The organism is Maricaulis sp. (genome assembly GCF_017643475.1).
Classification (GTDB): Bacteria; Pseudomonadota; Alphaproteobacteria; order Caulobacterales; family Maricaulaceae; genus Maricaulis.
In genome coordinates, this window is sequence record NZ_JAEPNI010000001.1 from 304,944 (window position 1) to 326,069 (window position 21,126).

The 21,126-nt window shown below is 61.0% G+C and carries 21 protein-coding genes; 13 read left to right on the plus strand and 8 right to left on the minus strand.

What is annotated here, in order from left to right; translation table 11 throughout:
• The first annotated feature begins 255 nt into the window (after window positions 1–255).
• The 9 genes from JJ889_RS01510 (at window position 256) to JJ889_RS01550 (ending at window position 9,721) form a co-directional block, all read left to right on the plus strand.
• Complete coding sequence (locus JJ889_RS01510; RefSeq protein WP_291893138.1) at window positions 256–996, plus strand: ABC transporter ATP-binding protein; 741 nt, start codon at window positions 256–258, stop codon at window positions 994–996.
• On the plus strand, window positions 996–1,736 hold the full coding sequence (locus JJ889_RS01515; RefSeq protein WP_366940046.1) for an ABC transporter permease subunit: 741 nt from the start codon (window positions 996–998) through the stop codon (window positions 1,734–1,736). The genes JJ889_RS01510 and JJ889_RS01515 overlap by 1 nt, the downstream gene beginning before the upstream one ends.
• Window positions 1,733–3,577 (plus strand): GldG family protein, encoded by a 1,845-nt coding sequence (locus JJ889_RS01520; protein ID WP_291890995.1) that lies wholly within the window; start codon window positions 1,733–1,735, stop codon window positions 3,575–3,577. Before JJ889_RS01515 ends, JJ889_RS01520 begins: the two co-directional genes overlap by 4 nt.
• Window positions 3,574–4,623 carry a DUF4340 domain-containing protein gene (locus tag JJ889_RS01525; protein WP_291890996.1) on the plus strand — a complete coding sequence of 350 codons (1,050 nt, stop codon included), beginning with the start codon at window positions 3,574–3,576 and terminating at the stop codon, window positions 4,621–4,623. Before JJ889_RS01520 ends, JJ889_RS01525 begins: the two co-directional genes overlap by 4 nt.
• Window positions 4,613–4,987, plus strand: a complete 375-nt coding sequence (locus JJ889_RS01530) for a VOC family protein (protein ID WP_291890997.1) — start codon at window positions 4,613–4,615, stop codon at window positions 4,985–4,987. The genes JJ889_RS01525 and JJ889_RS01530 overlap by 11 nt, the downstream gene beginning before the upstream one ends.
• A gap of 48 nt (window positions 4,988–5,035) precedes the next feature.
• A complete protein-coding gene (locus JJ889_RS01535; RefSeq protein WP_291890998.1) occupies window positions 5,036–6,145 on the plus strand; it encodes a THUMP domain-containing protein in 1,110 nt (369 codons plus the stop codon).
• A 68-nt stretch (window positions 6,146–6,213) separates the two neighbouring features.
• Entirely contained in the window at window positions 6,214–8,277 is a 2,064-nt protein-coding gene (locus JJ889_RS01540; RefSeq protein ID WP_291890999.1) for an amidohydrolase family protein, read from the plus strand.
• Window positions 8,278–8,377: 100 nt separating this feature from the next.
• Window positions 8,378–9,037, plus strand: coding sequence for a septation protein IspZ (locus tag JJ889_RS01545; protein WP_291891000.1), 660 nt, complete (start codon window positions 8,378–8,380; stop codon window positions 9,035–9,037).
• A 78-nt stretch (window positions 9,038–9,115) separates the two neighbouring features.
• Window positions 9,116–9,721: a MarR family winged helix-turn-helix transcriptional regulator gene (locus JJ889_RS01550; protein WP_291891001.1), complete on the plus strand. Its 606-nt coding sequence runs from the start codon at window positions 9,116–9,118 to the stop codon at window positions 9,719–9,721.
• A 4-nt stretch (window positions 9,722–9,725) separates the two neighbouring features.
• Here the strand turns inward: JJ889_RS01550 and JJ889_RS01555 are convergent, their stop codons facing one another.
• From JJ889_RS01555 to ccmA, 6 genes are all read right to left on the minus strand, one after another.
• Window positions 9,726–10,238 (minus strand): redoxin domain-containing protein, encoded by a 513-nt coding sequence (locus JJ889_RS01555; protein ID WP_291891002.1) that lies wholly within the window; start codon window positions 10,236–10,238, stop codon window positions 9,726–9,728.
• Window positions 10,238–10,393 (minus strand): heme exporter protein CcmD, encoded by a 156-nt coding sequence (ccmD, locus tag JJ889_RS01560; protein WP_291891003.1) that lies wholly within the window; start codon window positions 10,391–10,393, stop codon window positions 10,238–10,240. Before ccmD ends, JJ889_RS01555 begins: the two co-directional genes overlap by 1 nt.
• Entirely contained in the window at window positions 10,390–11,124 is a 735-nt protein-coding gene (locus JJ889_RS01565; protein ID WP_291891004.1) for a heme ABC transporter permease, read from the minus strand. Before JJ889_RS01565 ends, ccmD begins: the two co-directional genes overlap by 4 nt.
• Before the next feature lie 135 nt (window positions 11,125–11,259).
• Window positions 11,260–11,916 (minus strand): cupin domain-containing protein, encoded by a 657-nt coding sequence (locus JJ889_RS01570; RefSeq protein WP_291891005.1) that lies wholly within the window; start codon window positions 11,914–11,916, stop codon window positions 11,260–11,262.
• 94 nt (window positions 11,917–12,010) lie between these two features.
• Entirely contained in the window at window positions 12,011–12,682 is a 672-nt protein-coding gene (locus JJ889_RS01575; protein WP_291891006.1) for a heme exporter protein CcmB, read from the minus strand.
• On the minus strand, window positions 12,679–13,332 hold the full coding sequence (gene ccmA / locus JJ889_RS01580) for a heme ABC exporter ATP-binding protein CcmA (protein WP_291891007.1): 654 nt from the start codon (window positions 13,330–13,332) through the stop codon (window positions 12,679–12,681). Before ccmA ends, JJ889_RS01575 begins: the two co-directional genes overlap by 4 nt.
• A 217-nt stretch (window positions 13,333–13,549) precedes the next feature.
• Between ccmA and acnA the strand changes: the two genes are divergently transcribed.
• Window positions 13,550–16,225 carry an aconitate hydratase AcnA gene (gene acnA / locus JJ889_RS01585; protein ID WP_291891008.1) on the plus strand — a complete coding sequence of 892 codons (2,676 nt, stop codon included), beginning with the start codon at window positions 13,550–13,552 and terminating at the stop codon, window positions 16,223–16,225.
• Window positions 16,226–16,303: 78 nt separating this feature from the next.
• A complete protein-coding gene (locus JJ889_RS01590; RefSeq protein WP_291891009.1) occupies window positions 16,304–17,050 on the plus strand; it encodes a DUF1223 domain-containing protein in 747 nt (248 codons plus the stop codon).
• A gap of 12 nt (window positions 17,051–17,062) precedes the next feature.
• Here the strand turns inward: JJ889_RS01590 and JJ889_RS01595 are convergent, their stop codons facing one another.
• Together JJ889_RS01595 and JJ889_RS01600 are read right to left on the minus strand one after the other, a co-directional pair.
• Entirely contained in the window at window positions 17,063–17,614 is a 552-nt protein-coding gene (locus tag JJ889_RS01595) for an ActR/PrrA/RegA family redox response regulator transcription factor (RefSeq protein ID WP_291891010.1), read from the minus strand.
• A gap of 33 nt (window positions 17,615–17,647) precedes the next feature.
• Window positions 17,648–18,970: an ActS/PrrB/RegB family redox-sensitive histidine kinase gene (locus tag JJ889_RS01600; RefSeq protein ID WP_291891011.1), complete on the minus strand. Its 1,323-nt coding sequence runs from the start codon at window positions 18,968–18,970 to the stop codon at window positions 17,648–17,650.
• Between the two features lie 134 nt (window positions 18,971–19,104).
• On the opposite strand from JJ889_RS01600, the gene JJ889_RS01605 reads away from it, so the two are divergent.
• Together JJ889_RS01605 and phaZ are read left to right on the plus strand one after the other, a co-directional pair.
• The gene (locus JJ889_RS01605) at window positions 19,105–19,797 is read left to right on the plus strand and encodes an SCO family protein (RefSeq protein ID WP_291891012.1); all 693 of its coding nucleotides are present in this window, start codon (window positions 19,105–19,107) and stop codon (window positions 19,795–19,797) included.
• Window positions 19,798–19,836: 39 nt separating this feature from the next.
• Window positions 19,837–21,099 (plus strand): polyhydroxyalkanoate depolymerase, encoded by a 1,263-nt coding sequence (gene phaZ / locus JJ889_RS01610; protein ID WP_291891013.1) that lies wholly within the window; start codon window positions 19,837–19,839, stop codon window positions 21,097–21,099.
• Window positions 21,100–21,126 lie beyond the last annotated feature (27 nt).

Sequence of the window (21,126 nt, forward strand, 5' to 3'; positions counted from 1 at the left end):
CATTTTAGGCGCTGCCCAAAAGTCGCCTTATTCCCGGCACCATGCCGCCACATGGGATCGCCAGTTTTTGGGCGTCGGCCGGTCGCAGACGGCTTCAGATCCTGGTTTTAGACAGCCCCCCCAGCCCCCCGGATCATGGAGCTAGCCTCCGGTCGACACCCCTTCACTAAGCCTTGGAAACCTAAACCTGACTTGGGGCTGGCCAAGCCGGTATTCGCGCGCTAACGCTAGGGCCGAAGAAGGTGAGCATTGTCCATGCTTGTAGCCGACCGGCTGATCAAGAATTTTGGTTCCCACCGCGCGGTGGATGACATCTCGTTTACGCTCGAGCGTGGCGAGGTGTTGGGTTTTCTCGGTCCTAATGGTGCCGGGAAAACCACGACAATGCGCATGCTGGCCGGTTGTCTGGAACCGGATGGCGGCTCTGCCTCCATCGCGGGATATGATTGTGTCGCCCAGCGTCTGGAGGCCCAGTCGCGCCTGGGTTTTCTGCCTGAGGGGGCTCCGGCCTACCCGGCCATGACCCCGCGGGGGTTCGTGAGGTTCGGCCTCAGGGCGCGAGGTTTTGCGGCTGACGCCGTTAATCGCGCGACAGGGCTGGCGATTGAACGCACGCGCCTGGGTGAGGCTGCGGACCAGCCGATCGGGACGCTGTCCAAGGGATTCAAGCGTCGTGCCGCGCTGGCGGCGGCCATCGCACACGATCCGGCAGTCCTGGTCCTCGATGAACCAACCGATGGCCTCGATCCCAACCAGAAGGATGGTGTGCGCAACCTGATCCGTGAAATGGCGCACGAAAAGGCGATCATCATCTCCACGCACATCCTGGAAGAGGTTCCGGCTGTGTGTTCCCGCGCGATGATCGTGGCGCGGGGCAAGATCCTCTTTGACGGCTCACCGAAGACGCTGGCCGAACAGGGTCAGGACCACACGGTGGAAAGCGCTTTTCGAGATCTGACGCTGGAGCGTCCGCAAACCCGGGAGAGCGTCGTTTGATCAATGCCCTCCTGGCCGTCTACCGGCGTGAACTGACCAGCTATTTCCAGACACCCCTGGCCTATGTCTTTCTGGCGGTGTTCGCCCTTTGCGCACCGGCCTTCACCTTCCATGTCGGCCGGTTTTTTGACACCAATCGCGCCGATCTGGCGCCGATGTTCGACTGGATGCCGTGGTTGCTGGTCATCCTTATGCCGGCCCTCGCCATGCGCAGCTGGGCCGAGGAGCGCGATCGCGGCACGCTGGAATTCCTGATGGCCCTGCCTATCCCGTTGTGGGCGTCGACCTTCGGCAAGTTTCTCGCGGCCTGGAGCGTGGCGGCTGCCGCCCTCATCCTGACCTGGCCCTTGTGGATCGCGGTCAACTATCTGGGCTCGCCGGACAATACCGCGATAGCAACGGGTTATCTGGGCGCGCTTTTCCTGGCGGGGGGCTATCTGGCCGTCGGTCAGGCGCTGTCGGCGACCACCTCCAATCAGGTCGTCGCTTTTGTCCTGGGCTGTGGGGCGGCATTCCTGCTGACTATGGCGGGTTTGCCGCTGGTTCTGTCAGGGCTGGGCGAAGGGGCGCCTGTCTGGCTCACCGAATTCATTGCCGGCCTGTCCGCACTGGAACACTACAATGCCTTTCGTTATGGCGTGATTGGCCTTCCGGACCTTGTCTATTTCATCGGCCTGATCGCGGCCTCCCTGTCCTGTGCAGGTGTGCTGATCGCTGAGCGCCGGGGAGGCGGGCGATGAAACGCTCGCTCTATCTCCCGCTGATGATCCTCTCGATCATTATCCTGTTCGTTGCCGGAAATCATTTTGCCGGGCATGCCCTTCGGGGCGCGCGCCTCGATCTGACCCAGAGCGGGCTTTATCGCCTGTCCGAGGGTAGCCAGGAGATCATTGATCGCCTGGTCGAGCCAGTCGAGTGGCGCTTCTACTATTCGCGCTCGATCGCGGCTGACAGCCCGGCCATTCGCAGCTATGCGACGCGTGTTCGTGAATTCCTGCGCGCCTATGAGGAGCGCAGTGGCGGGCGAATTCGCCTGGTCGAGATCGATCCGGCCCCGTTCTCCGCCGACGAGGACGCGGCGCTGGAATACGGTCTGACAGCCCTGCCGACGGAAACGGGTGAGCAGATCTTCTTTGGCCTGGTGGCGCGCAATTCGGTGGATGAAGCTGCCGTGATTGCACTGTTTGACCCCGCCAATGAGGCGCGGCTGGAATATGAACTCTCCCGCACCATCGCTGATATCGAGCGTCTGCAGGCTCCGCGCCTGGCCATTTTGACCTCACTGCCCATATCGCCGGATGATGGCGCGCCGAACCGTTTTGTCAGTGAGTTGGCAGGAAGATATGAGCTGGTCTGGGTCGAGCGCGGGTTTGAGGAAATCCCTGATGCTTCGGCCCTGCTGGTATTGCATCCCTGGGCTCTGTCCGAGACCGAGCTTTATCTTGTAGACCAGTTCGCGGTGACCCGCGGTCGCCTGTTGGTCATGCTGGACCCGATGGCTCACATGGCTCTGCGTCCCGATCCTGACGGTCTCCCGCCACTTGATGCAGATCGAGGCTCCGACCTGGGCCTGCTGATGGCGCACTGGGGGGTGCAATGGGATCGTGAAACCGTCGCCATGGACCGCACGCTGGGCCTCGATGTCCAGGTGCGCGAAGCGGATGGGCGTGCACGAACGCTGGCCTATCCGCTCTGGTTCTCGGTGCCAGGCGGTTTCATGAACAATGACGACCTGGCGACGTCCAACCTGGATCTCGGTGTGAATTTCGGATCGCCCGGCGCGTTGTTCTTTGATGTCGAGAGCAGCTTCCAGGTCACCCCGCTGATCGCGACCTCACCCGAAGGCTCCCTGCTTGACGCGGATATCGCTGCCGGCTCGCCCTCACCGGACCAGCTCCTGAGGGACTATGAGGCCGCGCCCTTGCCCATCACCCTGGCGGCGCGCCTGGAAGGCGGTATCACCACGGCTTTTCCGGAAGGCCCTCCCGCCTCTGACCTGATCTTCAATCCCGGCGATCATCGCGAACTGTCCGATGTGCCCGGGGAGATCATTGTTGTCGCGGATGCAGACTGGCTTGATAACGCCTACTTCGTGAGATCCGACCCGTCCCTCGGTGACTATATCGTTGCCGATAATCTCAATCTGGCGCTCAATCTGATCGACAGCTCGGTCGGTGACCGGGCCCTGATCAGCCTGCGTTCACGGACCCCGGCCAACCGCTCCATGACCACGGTGGATCGACTGCGAAGCGAGGCCGAGACCGAGTATTTCGAGCTCCAGACCCAGCTGGAAAGCGAGATTGAGGCGGCGCAGCAACGCCTCCAGAGCCTGACACGATCCGGGTCTGCATCGGCCCTTGCCAGCGATGCTGCGCGTACTGGCCAGGCCGAGGCACAGGCGTTGCGTCGCCAGATCTCGGAAACCCGCGAACGCCTGCGCGAGATCGAGCGCGAATTCCGTGAGGATATCGATGCGCTGGATGCCAGCCTGCAATTCTGGACCATCGGTGTCCCGCCGGCCCTCGTGATCTTCGCGGGCATTGCCGGCGCGATCTTCCGTCGTCGCAGGGGGCGTGGATGAGCCAGCGTCTCGATCAGCAAAGGCTGAAACACCTAGGCGTTACTGGCGCCGCTGCGGTGATCATGCTTGTGGCTGCGATCTCGCTGTCCTTCATGGATGCCCGTCAGGTCTGGGCCCCCTCGGTCAGTGGGCCGGTGCTGGCGAACTGGAGTGAAAACGTCCAGTCCGCGCGCGAAATCGAAATCATCAATGCGCAGGAACGATTTGTCATCGCCCGTACGGATGCCGGATGGGTCATGCCGAGCCGGGATGGATATCCGGTGCGCCCGGAACGCCTGGCGGCGCTGGATAACCTACTGATGAGCCTGGAATATGAGGGCGCGCGCACGGCCGATCCGGCCAAACATGCCCGCCTCTCCCTTGCCACCGAAGGCGAGGAAAATGGTGGCAACCGGGTGATACTGCGTGATGCTGAGGGCAATGTGCTGGAGGATATCCTGCTGGGCACTGCACGCGGCGATACGCTGTATCTGCGGACACCGGGAGAAGCACGAACCTATGCGGCGCGCTTTGATGCGGACGTGGATACCAGCCTCCTTGGGCAGCCGGCCGATGAGTGGCTGGCGCTTGATTTCCTGGCACTTGGTCGCAACGAGATAGCTGCCGCGGAGATCCGCCCTGAAACCGGTCCGCAATACCGGCTTGTTCGGGCGGCGCAGACCTCCCGGAATTTCTCCCTGCGTGAGCCGACGGGCTGGCAGCCGATCACCGCCGGAGCGGGGAATGGTCCTGCCACTGCGCTCGGACGTTTGCGTTTCCGCGATGTGCGGCGCATGGATCGTCTGACCGGGTCCGTGGTGGCCTTCCACACAGCAGAAACATTCAGCGGAATGCGCGTGACGCTGGATATCATCGCCCAGGGCGAAACCCGGTGGGCCCGGATCCGTACGACGGCGGTGACGGATGATGCCGAGGACGACGCAGCACGCATAATAAATGCGAGCGAGGGTTGGGCATTTTTGTTGTCTGATCTCGCGGTCGACCGCATGATTCGTCCACTTGACCAGATTGCAAACCCACGCGCCGCTGAAGCCGATGCGCCTTAATCAGATCACCATCCCGGTGAGCGATATCTCTCGCTCAAAATCCTTCTACATGCGTCTGGGTTTCCGCCTTCTGGTGGATTCGCCCCATTATACGCGTTTCCTGGCGCCGGACGGGGACACGACGTTTTCGCTTCACCACAATGATGCTCCGGTACAGCCGGGCGCGGTGATCTATCTGGAATGCGACAAGGTCGACAAGGAAGTCGACCGGCTCAAGGAGCGCGGTTTCGAGTTCGAGACTGATCCCGAGGACATGGGCTGGCTGTGGCGTGAAGCCATCCTGCGCGACCCGGACGGCCATCTGATCAAGATCTATCACGCCGGCAAGAACCGCGTGGACCCGCCCTGGCGGGTGAAGGACTGACGGCACGCCTGTATCGACGCTATCGCGGCCATGCGATAAGCATCCGCGATGACTGATCAACTCGACATTTTCCTGATTGTGGCGCCCGGGCTGGAAAACCTGCTGGCGGATGAGGCGCGTGAAAAGGGTTTTGCCGTTGGCAAGGTCGAGACGGGCGGGGTCAATCTGCGCGGCGACTGGGCCGAGGTCTGGCGCGCCAATCTTGAACTGCGCGGAGCGACTCGCGTGCTCGTGCGCGTCGGTGTCTTCCATGCCGTGCACCTGGCCCAGCTGGACAAGCGCGCCCGGCGCGTGCCCTGGGCGGACCTGATTGATCGCCGGCATTCGGTCCGGGTCGACGCGACCTGTCGCAAGTCCAAGATCTATCACGAAAAAGCTGCGACCCAGCGGGTCGAGACGGCGATCCGTGAAGAGGCCGGCGCGAGCATCGAGACCGAGGCGGATATCCGCGTCATGGTCCGTATCGAACACGATCAGTGCACGATCAGCCTGGATACGTCCGGCGAGCTGTTGCACCGGCGTGGCCACAAGGCAGCGGTCAATCGCGCGCCCATGCGCGAGACGCTGGCGTCGCTATTCCTGCGTGATTGTGGCTATGCGGGCCAGGAGGCTGTGCTGGACCCGATGTGTGGCTCTGGCACCTTTGTCATCGAGGCCGCCGAGATTGCGCTGGGCCTGAATCCCGGCCGATCGCGTGACTTCGCTTTCCAGTATCTCAAGACCTTTGATGCGAAACGCTGGGCGAAGATGCGGGAAGAGGCTGACACGCATTCCAGCGATCTGCGCTTCTTCGGATCGGACCGCGATCCCGGCGCCATACGCATGAGCGGTGAAAATGCCGAGCGATCTGGCGTCGCGCCGCTGTGCGCGTTTTCGCATGTTTCGGTGCGTGATCTGCAACCGCCAGACTGCGATCCTGGCCTGATCATCATCAATCCGCCCTATGGCGGCCGGATTGGTGATCGAAAGAAGCTTAATGCGGTCTACAGCTCCATTGGACATGCGCTGAGAAGCCGTTTTTCCGGCTGGCGCGTCGGCATCATCACCTCGTCTTCGCAATTGGCGAAGGCGACAGGATTGCCGTTCGGCAAGCCGGGTCCGGTCGTTGATCATGGCGGTACCAAAATCCGGCTTTACCAGACACCACCACTGCGCTGACGCGGATTTCGCTCTTTGCGGGAAAACTGCTACTCCTCTGATCCGAAGTTCATGAGGGGAACAAGATCATGCATTCGATGAAATGGCTTGGTGCCGGCATCGCGCTGGCGGCTCTGGCTGCGTGCCAGCCCACGGGCGAGAACCGCGCTCCGGCGGACAGCGGTATGCAGTCGGTGGAGGAAGCCTCCAATTTCACCGTGCTGGTAGGCGGCACACCGATCGGCGCGCTGGAGATCGCGACGTCGAATGACGGTTATGCCATCGATTACGAGTACCGCAATAATGGCCGCGGCCCGACCATGGTCGAGAGTGTTCGCCTGGATGAAAACGGCTTGCCGGAAAGCTGGAGCATCGAGGGGGCCTCGACCTTTGGCAATCCGATCGATGAAAGTTTCGAGCTCGTCGATGGCGAAGCGCGCTGGACCGACAATACCGGTTCTGATCAGGCCGTTCCGGCCGGTGACGCCTTCTATGTGCCTGAAAACGCCAGCCCCTATTGGTTGGCGATCGCAGCGCGCGCCCTGATCGAGCAGGAAGATGGTCGTCTGGCCGCGCTCCCGGGTGGCGAGCTGAGCCTGTCCGAGATCGAGGACGTGGATGTGACCGGTGAAAACGGTGACCGCACCGTGACGAGTTATGCCCTGTCCGGCACTGGTCTCAACCCGACCTATTTCCTGATGTATGAGAATGCCTTCTTTGGCATCATCACGCCGGGTTTTGCGATCCTTGAGGCCGGATATGAGGGCGAGGACGAGCGTCTTCGCGGTATCGCTGCGGAATACGGCGCACGCCGTTTCGAGGAAATCCAGCAGCGTGTCGTGCATGATTACGACGCGCCGGTGCGTATCGCCAATGTCCGCATCTTCGACAGCCGCAACGAGACGATGGGCGAGCCAGTCTCCGTGGTTGTTGTCGACAATCGTATCGACCGGATCGAGGCCGCTGATGCGCGCGGTGAGGGTGAGGTCGTCATCGACGGTGCCGGCGGCACGCTGGTCCCGGGCCTGTTCGACATGCACGGTCATATGGGAGAGACGAGTGCTTTCCTGAACATCGCTGCCGGTGTCACCAGTGTCCGTGATATGGGCAATAACAATGACGTGCTTGATGGTCTGGAAGCCAATATCCAGTCCGGGCGCGTTGCTGGTCCACGCCTGTTCCGTTCCGGTTTTATCGAGGGGCGCAGCCCTTTCAATTCCAATAACGGCATCCTGGTGACCAATGAGGAAGAGGCTGTCGCGGCGGTTCAGGCCTATGCCGCGCGTGGCTTCCACCAGGTGAAGATCTACAACTCCATGAACCCGGAATGGATCCCGGCAGTCATCGCCGAGGCGCATGCCCAGGGCATGCGTGTGGCGGGTCACGTGCCGGCCTTTACCAATGCCGATGCCATGATCGCGGCTGGTTATGACGAGATGACCCACATCAACCAGATCGCGCTGGGCTGGGTGCTGGAAGAGGGCGAGGACACACGGACGCTTCTGCGCCTGACAGCCCTGCGTCGTCTGCCGGGTCTCGATCTCAGCAGTGATCGTGTGCAGGCAACCATGGATGCGATGGTCGAGCGTGGCGTGGCCCTCGATCCGACCTATGCGATTCATGAGGCACTGTTGCTCTCGCGAAATGGCACGCTGTCGCCGGGCGTCGTCGACTATATCGACAACATGCCGGTCTCCAACCAGCGCAGCGCGCGGACGGCCTGGGCCGATATCGCCAATGCCGAGGATGATGCCAATTATCGTGGAGCATTCGATCAGCTGACCGAGGTCCTGCGGATGATGCACGAGCGCGGAATTTTCATGGTTCCGGGCACGGACCTGGGCGGCTCCTTCACCCTGCATCGCGAGCTGGAGCTGTATCAGAACATCGGTATGACTCCGGCCGAGATCGTCGGCTGGGGAAGCTGGCAGATGGCCGACTATCTGGGTGCGGGTGATGATCTGGGCACGATCGAGGCGGGCAAAATGGCCGACTTCTTCCTGATCCCGGGTGACCCGTCGGAAGACTTCAGGGCGATCAAGACCATTTCCATGGTTATGGCCGATGGCCGGGTCTATTTCCCGACCGAAATCTATCCGGAATTCGGCATCCAGCCCTTCACGGACATTCCCAACGTGATGGATGGCCGCTAATCATGTCGGCGGGGCCTTGTCAGGTCCCGCCGATTTTTCTGCTTGATCTTGTCCCGGGTGCAGCCATATCGCTTGCGTGTGCCCAGCTGGAGTTTTGCCCGTGACTGATAGAACCGCCGACAAGCCGTCCAACTCCCGCCTGCTGATTGATGCCGGCCCGATCGGTGTCTGGATTGTCGTCTACAATCTGTCGCGCTTCTGGTTTGCAGATCAGGCCATCTATATCGGCACAGGCGCCTACATGGTCGCAGCGACCCTCGCCATGTTCATGGCGATACGACTGGAAAAACGAGTTCCGCCGATGCTGGTGATGACGACTGTCATCGTGCTCGGCTTTGGCGCGATGGGAATCTGGCTGCAGGACCCGATCTTCATCTATGTGAAGCCGACCATCATCAACATGTTCTTCTCGTGGCTAATCCTGGTATCGATGGCCTTCCAGATGAATGTGTGGAAGATCTTCTTCGAACATCTGTTCAAGCTGCCGGACGAAGCCTGGACGATTTTCGCCATTCGCTGGGCGATCTGGTTCCAGTTCCTGGCCCTGCTCAACGAGTTCCTCTGGCGGCATATTTCCGACGGTTCGGTTCCGGAGAGCGCGCGCTGGTTCGCCGAATTCTCGATCACCGAGTCCTTCTGGGCCAATTCCAAGCTGGCCATTCTTTTCCTGGGCATGGGTTTCATGCTGGCGCAAATGCCGCTGCTTTCCAAATACCAGGCCCTGGGTGCCGAGGATGCGGGCGAGGACAAAGACACCTAGCGCGACAATCCGTATTCGGACGATTGTCATTTTTGCGTTATATTCCCGCTCTATAAGCCCAAGGGCATGGAGTGGGATATGTCGAGTTCACAGCCTGACCCAGCAGACTTCAACCTGGCGCAGTCGCCGGGGCACCTGCTTCACCGCGCCCAACAATTTGCCGCAGAACGATTTTCCAAGGCCATGGCCGGCGCCAAGCTGACCCAGCGTCAGTTTGCTGTACTGCATGCAACGGCCGAGCGAGAGGGACTGACCCAGACCGAACTGGTCAAGGCAACGGGAATTGATCGCTCTACTCTGGCGGAGCTCGTCGCGCGCATGGTGCGCAATGGTATGCTTGTGCGTGAGAAACTGCCGGGTGATGCGCGGGCCAACGCCATTCACCTGTCCGCTGAAGGGCGCACCTTGCTGGAGGCGGCGACGCTCGGCGCGATGGATGCCGATGCTGCAATCCTTTCAGCTCTACCCAAGAACAAGCGTGCGAGCTTCCTGGAAACCCTGCGCCGGATTGCCCTGACCCTGGAAAAGGGCGAGGAAGCCGCCGAAAAACTTCGCAAGAAGGAAAAAGAGAAAAAGAAGAAAGCGAAGAAGAAGGCCAAGGAAAAAGCCAAGGCCAAGGAAAAAGCTAAAAAGGCCAAGAAAGCCAGGAAGAAAGCCCGCAAGCAGGAAGCGGCCGAGGGCTAGCGCGTTATCGCGCCAGCTGGGCCTGGCGGTCCAGCATTGGATAGATCTGGTTGCGCAGGATGTTCACGGTTACCGGACCCTCGATATAGGCCAGGACCTCACCGTCATTCGACAGGATCAGCGTGTAGGGAAGAGAGACCTCGCCAAAAGCCTGTGTGACGGCGTTGCGCTCTGCCTGCATCAGTCCGGCATAGGGATTGCCGGCTTCGTCCAGAAAGCTCATCGTCTGGTCTGCGGACGTATCGGTTGAGATGCCATAAATCGTTACGCCTTCGGCCTGCAGAGCCAGGAGGAGCGGCATTTCACTGCGGCAGTCGATACAGTCCGATGCAAACACGTTGAGCAGGGCGGCGCCATTCAGAGTGGTGAGATCGAAGCCGGGTTCGCCGTCCAGTGTGTCCAGAGTGATCGCGGGCAATGGCGCAGTCGTCGGATTGGTCAGCTTGTATTGGTGCCAGCCAACAGCGCCGGCGAGTGCGACCAGCACGATGGCAGCCAGGATCTGAAACAGCCGCATTATCCCTCATCCTCTTCCAGTTCGCGCAGGCGAGCATCAGCCCCGGCGCGTTCCAGAAGAGCGAAGACGATCAGCGCGACAATGGCAAGGGTTGACGCTCCCCAGGCACTCCATACGTAAGGCGCGTACCCGCCCATGGCGAAAAACTCGGTCATGATGCGTCCTCCTCACGCTCGCGGCGACTGACCATGGCCCGAATACGCTGCAGGTGCGTCCGAGTGCGCAGGCGATAGAAGACCAGCCATGCGGCGAGCAGCGTATAGGCGCCCATCATCAGCAAAAGCGGGATCAGCTGGCTGCCATCGATGCTCGGTCCGTCGGCACGGATGAGCGAAGCCGGCTGATGCAGGCTGGACCACCAGTCCACGGAGAATTTGACGATGACCAGATTGATCACGCCCGCCATGGCCAGGATGGCGGACATGCGGGCGGCCAGGGCGCGATCCTCGATGGCGGCACGCAGCGCAATGTAACCCAGATAAACCAGGAACATGACGAGGACGGATGTCATGCGTGCATCCCAGTCCCACCAGGTTCCCCACATCGGCTTGCCCCACACAGCCCCGGTGATCAGCGCCAGGAGGGTAAAAACGGCGCCGATCGGGGCCATGACTTCAGCGGCGGCATCGGCCAGCGAATGGCGCCAGACAAAGAAGATGAAACTCGCACCCGCCATGCCGGCATAAAGCGCCGAAGCCATGTAGGCTGCGGGCACGTGCACATACATGATCCGGATCGTCTCGCCCTGCTGATAGTCGGGGGGCGAGGCGAAGAAAGAGTAGTAGACCCCGACCGCAAACAGGATCGCGGTCCCGGCGGCACAGATCGGGATGGCCCATTTCGCCAGGGCGTCAAATCGTTGGGGATTGGAAAAGTAGGACAGCATGTCTTGCACTTACTTCGCGCAAGGCATGGGGGCAACTGTCCGAGTGTCGCATGCCGCGTCCCCGAAAGCACATCCTGTCCTGGGAGTTCTGCCTTCAATGCGTGAAACCCAGTCTCCAGCCTGGCGGGAGGATGGTCAGGCGGGCAAGTGACCCGTCTTCACATAGATCAGGCATCCCTCCTCGCTGAAGGGCGTGTGTTCGGACAGGTGCGGGTTTCGCAGCCAAGTGCCCTTGGGGTAGTCGCCCAGCTCGTCCTGGAACGTCCCGTCCAGCACCAGGATTTCCTCGCCACCCCAGTGGCGGTGCCGGTTGAACTGCGTGCCCGGTTCCCATTTCACGAGGGCGACGCTTTCAGTACCGGCGGTATGCAGTGGCAGAACCGACAGCCCGTCCACCAGGCCGGGTGAGAACGCGGCGTTTCGTGTGTCTATCGCCTTCTGGGCAAGGTCCATCGGGTCGAACTGGCGCAATTTTACAAAGATGGTCGCACCTTCCTTGGTGAAGGGCGTGTGTGAGGACCCCGGCGGATTGCGCACGTAATGGCCCGCGGAATAATCACCGCTTTCGTCGGAGAACACTCCGTCCAGGACGAGATATTCCTCGCCCATCTCATGCCCATGGGCATCAAAACTGGAATTGGGAGCGAAACGGACAATGGTTGTCGCGCGGGCCACTTCCTCGCCGATCCGGTCGAGCATTTGCCGCTCTACACCGGTCGCGGGAGATGCCACCCATTCACGGTCTTCCGGGCGCAGGACAACACGTTCATTGAAATTGGAATATAGCTGCATGATCAAATCTACCTATCACGTGATAGGCAATGTGGTGCTTTCAGCGAGGGATTCAAGAGGCGGCGCGGAAACAGGCTGAATAACGGTGCTGGCGCTAGCCCAGGCGTGACCGCATGGCGGCGGCGATACCAAATGGCATCAGTGCCGATGTGCCCAGGGAAACCGCCAGTGTCAGCAGGACGGTCGCCCAGGCGCGGTCAAAATCACCGTCCAGTGCGGCGCGCCCGGCGCCCGCTGCAAAAACCAGGACCGGGATCATCATCGGTATGGCGATGAGAGAAATCAGCAGGCCGCCCCGGCGAACACCGGCGGAGAGCGCGCTGGCAAAGCCGGCGACCAGGGCAAGCGCCGGGATAGCGGACAGCAATCCGCAGAAGACGACGAGGATCTCGCTCCCGCCCAGCCCGTACATCATGCTGCCCAGCGCACCGATCAGTGGCAGCGCCCAGAGTGTTGCGATGGCCTGTCCCATGACCTTGGCAAAGGCGAGGACAGGAAGGCTGACAGTTGAAAGCGCGTAAAGCTCCAACGTGCCGTCAAAGAAGTCGTCGGCAAAACTGCGCTCGCCGAACTGGAGGACGGCAAGCAGGGCTGAGATTCCCATAATCCCCGGGCCGACCGTGACCAGTGTCTCGCTTTCCGCGCCAATGGCCAGCGGGCCAAGCGTAATACAGGCCAGGAAAAACGCTGTCGGTCCTGCTGCACCACCGCCGCCTGCCCAGGCAAGTCCGGCCTCGCGGGCCAGGATGCGCCAGAGCCCGCTCACAGCCCGCCTCCCAGTTCAAGACGCTGGGCCCCTGCCCAGTCCAGATCCTGGTGCGTGGCCGCAATGACGATGCCGCCACGGCTGCGATGCCAGGCCACAAGCTTGCCCAGACGATCGCGCCCGGCCCGGTCGAGCGGTCCGGCAGGTTCGTCCATCAGCCAGAAAGGGCGGTTCATCACCGCGAGACGGGCCATGGCGCCGCGCCTTTGCTGCCCTCTGGACAGACGAGCCGGAGGTCGGTCGATCAGATGACCGATGTCCAGCGCCTTGAGGACAGGCATGATGACCTTGCCCGGCTGCCCGGCCATGCCTGACCAGAAACGCAGGGATTTGCGGAGGGTTTCATTCGGTTTCAGCCCGTCCGTATGACCCAGCCAGGCGATCAGCTCTGCCGGGTCACTGCTCTTACCGAGCTGGATATGGCCTTCGGCAGGCGGCAAAAATCCGGCCAGCGTGCGCAACAGCGTTGTCTTGCCCGATCCATTGCGCCCCGTCAGGAAGAGGGCGTCGCCCGGATTGAGCGCGAATGAGATATCCTCGCGCAGGATGAAATCCCCGCGCTTGAGGGCCAGTCCGCTGACGCTCAGGGATTGGGCTTCAAGATCAGACAGATCCGGAATTGAGGCGGTTTCATTCGTCATTGATGGCATGTCGCCCAACTTCCATGCCGAGGTCAACGCGAAGACTGTGCATTGCAGCAACGGGCTGGTGCGGCTAAAAAGCGCGCAATCGGTCACGACCGGATCCGTCCCTTATGGCGGATGCGCCAGTCCTTGCGACCGCTGCCTGCGCAGCGACGGCGCCACCCAATCATACGTGTGCCCGCCGTGATCACGGCGTGGCTTGATTTGGACATGAGGAACAGCAATGGCTTCTTTGGACAGTTTTTCCTGCAAAAGCACCCTCACCGCGGCCGGTGAAACCTATTCATATTTCGACCTGAAAGTGGCTGAAGCGAATGGCCTGACCGGCGTGTCACGCCTGCCTACATCGCTCAAGGTCCTGCTTGAGAACCTGCTGCGGTTCGAAGACGGAAAGACCGTCACCAAGGCCGATATCGAGGCCATGGCCGAGTGGGTCACGACGCAGACATCCACGCACGAGATTGCCTATCGCCCGGCCCGCGTGGTTATGCAGGACTTCACCGGAGTTCCCGCCGTTGTCGACCTGGCAGCCATGCGCGACGCAGCGGGCAAGCTGGGCGCCGACCCGAAACGTATCAACCCCCAGGTGCCCGTTGACCTTGTCATCGACCACTCGGTGATGGTCGATTTCTTTGGCGGTGAGAACAGTTTCGCCCGCAATGTGGAGCGCGAGTACGAGCGCAATGGTGAGCGTTACAAATTCCTCAAATGGGGCGCCAAGGCGTTCGATAATTTCCGGGTCGTTCCTCCTGGAACCGGCATTATCCACCAGGTGAACCTTGAAAACCTGGCCCAGACTGTCTGGACCAGGGATGAGAACGGCGAAACCATCGCCTATCCCGACACTTGTGTGGGTACGGACAGCCATACCACCATGATCAACGGCCTGGCCGTGCTGGGCTGGGGTGTGGGCGGTATCGAGGCCGAAGCGGCGATGCTGGGCCAGCCGGTCTCCATGCTGATCCCGGAAGTCATTGGTTTCGAGCTGACCGGCAAGCTTCCGGAAGGCGCGACGGCCACCGACCTCGTTTTGAAGGTCGTGGAAATGCTCCGCGCGCGGGGTGTGGTCGGGAAATTTGTCGAGTTCTACGGCGAGGGTCTCAATAATCTCTCACTCGAGGACGAGGCGACCATTGCCAACATGGCGCCGGAATACGGTGCGACGTGCGGTTTTTTCGCGGTGGACAATGAAACGCTGGAATACTTGCGCGCCACGGGTCGTGATGACAAGCGTGTAGCCCTCGTGGAGGCTTATTCCAAGGCGCAGGGCATGTTCCGACCGGAATACGAGGAAGACCCTATCTTCACAGACACGCTGCACCTGGACATGACGACCGTTGTGCCGGCTCTGTCAGGCCCCAAACGCCCCCAGGACTGGATCGCGCTGACCCAGGCAGCACAGGGTTTCTCCGACATCATGGAGAGCGAGTACGGCAAGGGTGATGAACGTGGCAAGTCTGCGCCCGTCGAAGGCGAGGACTGGGAATTCACCAATGGCGATGTGGCCATCGCTGCCATCACCTCCTGTACAAATACCTCCAATCCCTCCGTGCTTCTGGGCGCAGGCCTGCTGGCCCGCAACGCTCTGGACAAGGGGTTGAGCACCAAGCCGTGGGTCAAGACCTCGCTGGCGCCGGGCTCCCAGGTTGTTACCGACTATCTGGAAAAGGCCGGCCTGCAGGATGATCTCGATGCGCTGGGCTTCAACCTGGTGGGATATGGCTGCACGACCTGTATCGGTAACTCCGGACCGCTGCCGCCGGCGATCTCCAAGGCGATCAACGAGAATGACCTGGTTGCGACTTCGGTCCTTTCCGGTAACCGTAATTTCGAGGGCCGTATCAGCCCTGATATCCGCGCCAACTATCTGGCCTCGCCGCCACTGGTCGTGGCCTACGCAATTGCCGGTACGATGACCAAGGACATCACGACCGAGCCGCTGGGTCAGGACCAGGACGGCAATGACGTATTCCTGAAAGATATCTGGCCGAGCAATCAGGAAATCACCGAAGCCGTCAGGGCGGCTGTCACGCCGGAGATGTTTGCCAAGCGATACGCAGACGTTTTCAAGGGTGATGAAGCCTGGGCGTCCATCGATGTTGCGGGTGGCCTGACCTATGGCTGGGATCACACGTCCACCTATGTCCAGAACCCACCCTATTTCGAGGGCATGACGATGGAGCCGGAAGCTCCAGGCGATGTCGTCGACGCCAGGATCATGGGTCTGTTCGGTGACAGCATCACCACCGACCACATCTCTCCTGCTGGTTCCATCAAGGCCGACAGCCCCGCAGGTCGTTATCTGCAGGAGCGCCAGGTACCGGTTCTGGAGTTCAACTCCTATGGTTCCCGCCGCGGCAATCACGAAGTGATGATGCGCGGCACGTTCGCCAATATCCGCATCAAGAACAAGATGCTGGACGGTGTTGAGGGTGGTTACACGCTGAAAGATGGCAAGCAGGTTGATATCTATGATGCCTGCATGGAGTACCAGGCTGCGGGCACGCCGCTGGTTGTGTTCGGTGGCAAGGAATACGGCACGGGTTCCTCGCGGGACTGGGCTGCCAAGGGCTCCCGTCTGCTGGGCGTAAAGGCTGTCATCGCCGAGAGCTTTGAGCGGATCCACCGCTCCAACCTGATCGGCATGGGCGTTCTGCCGCTGCAATTCGAGGACGGTGTGTCCTGGGAAGGCCTGGGCATGAAGGGTGATGAGACCGTCAACATCAAGGGCGTGTCTGAGCTTGAGCCTCGGGCATCGATGACGGTCGAGATCACCTTCCCTGACGGCACGAGGAAGTCCGCCCCTGTTCGTGCGCGTATCGATACGGAGAACGAGCTGGAATACTTCCGCAATGGCGGCATTCTTCACTACGTTCTGCGCAATCTGGCGCGTGGCTAACGCCGTGGAAAGAAATCTCCCGCCCGTGTCACAGCCAAGTGATTGGCCGATGCGGGCGGGCGTGATTATCTAGGTCGCATGCGTTTGTTATCGCTCATACTTGCCACCTTCGTTTTCGCAGCCATTTCAGCGCCTGCGAAAGCCGGGGATGATTGTGACAACCGCCCTGTCCTGGTTGAGCTTTTCACCAGCCAGGGCTGTGGCCTGTGCCCGGAAGCCAACCGTTATCTCGGTGAGCTTGACCAGCGCCATAATGTCTTTGTTCTCGCCTATGCGGTGTCCTACTGGGACATGTATGGCTGGACTGACACCTTTGCCCGTCCGGAATATGTGCACCGTCAGCGTGCCTATCTGCCGCGACTGGATGTTCCGCGGCTTTACACGCCGCACTTCGTCGTGGATGGCGTGATGGATGCGCCGGGCTGGGATCGTGACCAGGTATCCGATGCCGTCACGGATCGTCTCAACGCCATGCCGGAAAGCCCGGATCTCTCGATCGAGGACGGACCGTTCGGCTCCTATATCGTGCACCTGGACGGAGGGGCGCCTGAAGAGGCGCTGGATGTCTGGCTGGTCGCCTACAAGCCGGGCTGGGCCACGGTCGAGATCGGTGGCGGCGAGAATGCCGGCACGGAAATGCTCCACTATAACATGGTGAAGTCCATCAGTTATCTGGGCAGCTGGAGCGGCGGCGAAGCCGAGCTCGTAGGCGAGAGCTTCCGCCACTATGGCACGGTGGCCATCGTGCAGGGCGCCAATGGCGGCCCGATCTACGCCTATGCCCACGCCGGCATGTCCGCCAGCGAAGGCGGCCGGACTTACTGATCTGGCAGCGAATTACCGCGGCGCGCGCTTGGCGAGGATGCGCTGCAGCGTGCGACGGTGCATGTTCAGCCGGCGAGCGGTTTCCGAGACATTATGGTCACACAGCTCGAACACACGCTGGATGTGTTCCCAGCGCACGCGGTCTGCAGACATCGGGTTTTCCGGCGGTTCCGGCTTGTCGTCAGGGTGGGCGAGCAGCGCCTTGATAATGTCATCTGCGTCGGCAGGCTTGGAGAGATAGTCGACCGCACCGGCTTTCACAGCAGCAACCGCCGTAGCGATATTGCCGTAACCGGTCAGCATGACGACGCGACAGTCTGGGCGTGAGGCGTGCAGGCTTTTGACCACTTCCAGACCGTCGCCATCCTGCAGGCGCAGGTCACAAACGGCGAAAGCCGGTGGGTTGGCGCGTGCGACTTCCTTGGCCTCATCCACTGTCCCGACAGCAGAAACGATGAAACCGCGGCCCGTCATCGCCCGTCCCAGACGTGTGCGGAAAGGGGCATCATCGTCCAGGATCAGAAGGCTCTTGTCCTCGGGCAATTCGTATTCGATGTCGCTCACAGTCAAACCTCTTTGAGTTTGTTCGGTCTCTTACTAGCGGAGGATTGGTCCCGCCTCCACCTTCTCGCGCGGCCAGACAATCGTGACCAAAGCCCCGCCAGCCGCGCTGGAATTTTCGAAGCGGACGATGCCGCCGGTCTTTTCGATCATCGTCTTGGCGATGAAAACACCCAATCCCAGTCCACCCTGGCCCGGTGTTCCCGACCGAGTCGTGACATAAGGCTCTCCGATCTTCGACAAGATCTCCAAGGTGAAGCCCGGGCCGTCATCGAGAATGGTCACGGTCAGGTCCGTATCGCTCCACTGCCCTTCGACGGTCACACGCGTGGCCGCGAAATCCACCGCATTCTCGATGAAATTACCAATGCCATATAGCAATTCCGGGATGCGACGCAGGACCGGTTCCGTGGCGTTTTCGAGGCCCTCGAGATGGACATCCACCATCGGACCCATGCCGCGCAGAGGTGCGGCCGCCTCTTCCAGAGCAGCCAGGAATTCGACCCGGTCATGGCGCTCGTCAGAGGCTGTTTTCTCGGCCGTCAGACGCTTCAAAATGTCGCGACACCGCCGCGCCTGGGTCACCAGGAGCTCTGCATCCTCGCGTAGGATTTCATCGTCCTTCAGCTCGCGCATCATTTCCTTCGCGGTGAGCTGAATGGTCGCCAGCGGTGTGCCCAGCTCGTGAGCCGCAGCGGCGGCCAGTGCGCCCAGAGCTGAAAGGCGCTGTTCGCGCGACAGGACGCTCTGGGTGGCCGCCAGAGCGGTGGCCATGGAACGTCCCTCCTGGCTGACCCGCCAGGAATAGACAGCCGTGAACGCGACCGCGACAAAGATGGCTGCCCACAGGCCGGTGATATACATGCCCGGAAGGGTCAGCTCTTCGCCGCCCAACCACGGCAGCGGCAGGCTCCACAGCCACATCGCGCCGGTGCCGGTCATGGCGGTGCCGGCGACGGGCAGCGACCAGCGCGGCGGCAGGGCGGCGACGGCAATGGTCACAGGCGCTGCCAGCATGACGACGAATGGGTTCTGCAAACCACCGGTCAGCATCAACAGGACGCAAAGCTGCAGCACGTCATAGGCCAGCTGCGCAAAAGCCTGCCAGTCCTGCGCGAATTGCTGCGGCTGCACGGCGAGGGTCAGCCAGGTGTTGATCCACGCGCTGGTCAGGATGACACCCAGACAGAATCCAAGCGGTAATTCGAAACCGAGCCCAAAGTGCACAAGCAGTACGGTCAACGTCTGCCCCACGACCGCCAGCCAGCGCAACATGACCAGTGTACGCAGGCGCAAGCGGCCGAACACCGGTGTCAGGTGGGCGTCACCGCCATAGGGATCCCAATCTGCATCACTCATATTCGATCCTGTACATTTCCGTCATGCTTGATGGACATATCAGGTCGCCGCGCCTACTTTCGCACTTGCAGCAATCTCGGCTATGTTTCGGCATAACATGCTTTGCCGAAACTCGAACAGCTCAAGGACGATCAATGCAGTCTCTGTTGGAAGCAATGCGTAACGGCCTCGGCCGTCTGGCCGGTGCACTCGCCGGCAACCGCGCCTGGGTCTGGGTTCTCCTGGCCGCCCCGATGGTGATGATGCTGACCTTCCTGATGCTGGCCGCGCGAGACCAGGGGCAGGGTGACACTGTGGTGCGCCCAGCCGCGGTTCGTGTGAGTGGCGAGGCCGATATCGGCGGTCCGTTCACCCTTGTTGATCACACCGGTGCAACGGTTACGGAGCAGACCTATCGCGGTCGTCCGATGCTGATCTATTTCGGCTATACCTATTGCCCTGATATCTGCCCCTATTCGCTGCAATTGCTGGCCATTGCGCTGGATCAGATGCCTGAAGAGGAGCGGGCACAGTTCCAGCCTATTCTGATCACTGTTGATCCCGAGCGGGACACGGTGGAAGCGATGGCGCAATACGTCACCTCCAACGCCTTTCCCGACGGCCTGATCGGCCTGACCGGAACCCAGGAGCAGGTTGCTGCGGCGGCCCAGGCCTATCGTGTGGCCTATCGCCGTGCGGGTGAGGGAGATGATTATCTGATGGATCACTCGTCCATCGTCTATCTGATGAATTCGGAAGGGCGTTTTGTAGACATTTTCACCGACGGGTTTGACCCGGCGATGGCGGCCCAGCGTCTGCAAGACTTCCTTGAGGAAGAAGGCGCATAATCACGCACACAAGATGCGGACTGCGCTGCGGGAGGCTTGATGCTTTACAGTGTGTACGAAATGAACCGCCTGGCGATGACGCCATGGCGCGCCGCCGCCAATGCGACACGCCGCATGATGCGCGCGCCGTGGAACCCGATGGGTGAAACGGTTGCCGGACGCACCATGGCGGCTGCAGCCGAGCTGTTCGAGTCTGTAACCCGGCGTTACGGCAAGCCTGAATGGATGATCGACAACACGCTGATCCATGGTCACACCGTTGCCGTCGAGGAAGAGGTCGTCTGGTCGGATTCCTGGTGTGACCTCCTGCATTTCCGCCGTGATCCCCAGGCCCTGGTCGAAGCGCGCGGCAAGCGTGAGGATCGCAAGGTCCTGTTCGTGGCGCCGATGTCCGGACACTACTCCACCCTGTTGCGGGGTACGGTCGAGACCTTCCTGCCGGATTGCGAGGTCTACATCACGGACTGGCAGGATGCGCGCATGGTGCCAGTCAGTGAAGGTCGTTTCGATCTCGATGATTTTGTCGCCTATATCCGCAGGATGATTGCCTTTGTCGGACCAGACGTGCACGTGGTTGCTGTCTGTCAGCCGGGCCCGCCGACCCTGTCTGCGATTGCGCTGATGGCCGAGGACAAGGATCCAGCGCGTCCGGCGTCGATGACCTTCATGGGCTCGCCGATTGATACACGCAAATCTCCGACAGCTCCGAATATCCTGGCGGAGGAAAAGCCGTTCGACTGGTTCGCCCAGAATCTGATCCACACCGTGCCCGCGCCCAATCCGGGTGCGCTGCGCCGGGTCTATCCGGGCTTTCTGCAGCTGGCGGGCTTCATGAACATGAATCTCGACCGGCATGTCGACGCCCATTGGAATTTCTACAATCACCTGGTTGAGGGTGATGGCGACAGCGCTGAAAAACATCGTGTCTTCTACGATGAATACCTGGCGGTTATGGACCTGTCCGAGGAGTTCTACCTTCAGACGATCAGCGACGTGTTCCAGGAACACAAGCTGGCGCGCGGGATCCAGGAGCATCACGGTCGCCGCGTTGATGTCAGCGCCATCGAGGACATTGCCCTGCTCACCGTGGAAGGCGAGCGCGATGATATCTCCGGTATCGGCCAGACCCAGGCGGCGCATGATCTGTGTACCAACCTGCCTGAAGAGCTCCAGCTGGACTGGGTGCAGCCGGAAGTCGGCCATTACGGTGTCTTCAATGGTCGCCGCTTCCGCGAGCAGATTGCGCCCCGCATGCGCGATTTCTGGGACGAGAAGGGTGGCGCAGCTCTCAAGCGCCGCTGAGACCACGTTCTAAGCAACAAAAAAGGC

Bases quoted from the DNA above. Each gene is read 5' to 3' on its own strand.
- JJ889_RS01565 (WP_291891004.1), bottom strand. From the start codon at position 11,124: ATGCTGTCCTACTTTTCCAATCCCCAACGATTTGACGCCCTGGCGAAA.
- phaZ (WP_291891013.1), top strand. From the start codon at position 19,837: ATGCTTTACAGTGTGTACGAAATGAACCGCCTGGCGATGACGCCATGG.
- ccmD (WP_291891003.1), bottom strand. From the start codon at position 10,393: ATGACCGAGTTTTTCGCCATGGGCGGGTACGCGCCTTACGTATGGAGT.
- JJ889_RS01555 (WP_291891002.1), bottom strand. From the start codon at position 10,238: ATGCGGCTGTTTCAGATCCTGGCTGCCATCGTGCTGGTCGCACTCGCC.
- JJ889_RS01525 (WP_291890996.1), top strand. From the start codon at position 3,574: ATGAGCCAGCGTCTCGATCAGCAAAGGCTGAAACACCTAGGCGTTACT.
- JJ889_RS01590 (WP_291891009.1), top strand. From the start codon at position 16,304: ATGCGTTTGTTATCGCTCATACTTGCCACCTTCGTTTTCGCAGCCATT.
- JJ889_RS01540 (WP_291890999.1), top strand. From the start codon at position 6,214: ATGCATTCGATGAAATGGCTTGGTGCCGGCATCGCGCTGGCGGCTCTG.
- JJ889_RS01605 (WP_291891012.1), top strand. From the start codon at position 19,105: ATGCAGTCTCTGTTGGAAGCAATGCGTAACGGCCTCGGCCGTCTGGCC.
- JJ889_RS01600 (WP_291891011.1), bottom strand. From the start codon at position 18,970: ATGAGTGATGCAGATTGGGATCCCTATGGCGGTGACGCCCACCTGACA.
- JJ889_RS01530 (WP_291890997.1), top strand. From the start codon at position 4,613: ATGCGCCTTAATCAGATCACCATCCCGGTGAGCGATATCTCTCGCTCA.
- JJ889_RS01550 (WP_291891001.1), top strand. From the start codon at position 9,116: ATGTCGAGTTCACAGCCTGACCCAGCAGACTTCAACCTGGCGCAGTCG.
- JJ889_RS01535 (WP_291890998.1), top strand. From the start codon at position 5,036: ATGACTGATCAACTCGACATTTTCCTGATTGTGGCGCCCGGGCTGGAA.
- acnA (WP_291891008.1), top strand. From the start codon at position 13,550: ATGGCTTCTTTGGACAGTTTTTCCTGCAAAAGCACCCTCACCGCGGCC.
- JJ889_RS01520 (WP_291890995.1), top strand. From the start codon at position 1,733: ATGAAACGCTCGCTCTATCTCCCGCTGATGATCCTCTCGATCATTATC.
- JJ889_RS01510 (WP_291893138.1), top strand. From the start codon at position 256: ATGCTTGTAGCCGACCGGCTGATCAAGAATTTTGGTTCCCACCGCGCG.
- ccmA (WP_291891007.1), bottom strand. From the start codon at position 13,332: ATGCCATCAATGACGAATGAAACCGCCTCAATTCCGGATCTGTCTGAT.
- JJ889_RS01570 (WP_291891005.1), bottom strand. From the start codon at position 11,916: ATGCAGCTATATTCCAATTTCAATGAACGTGTTGTCCTGCGCCCGGAA.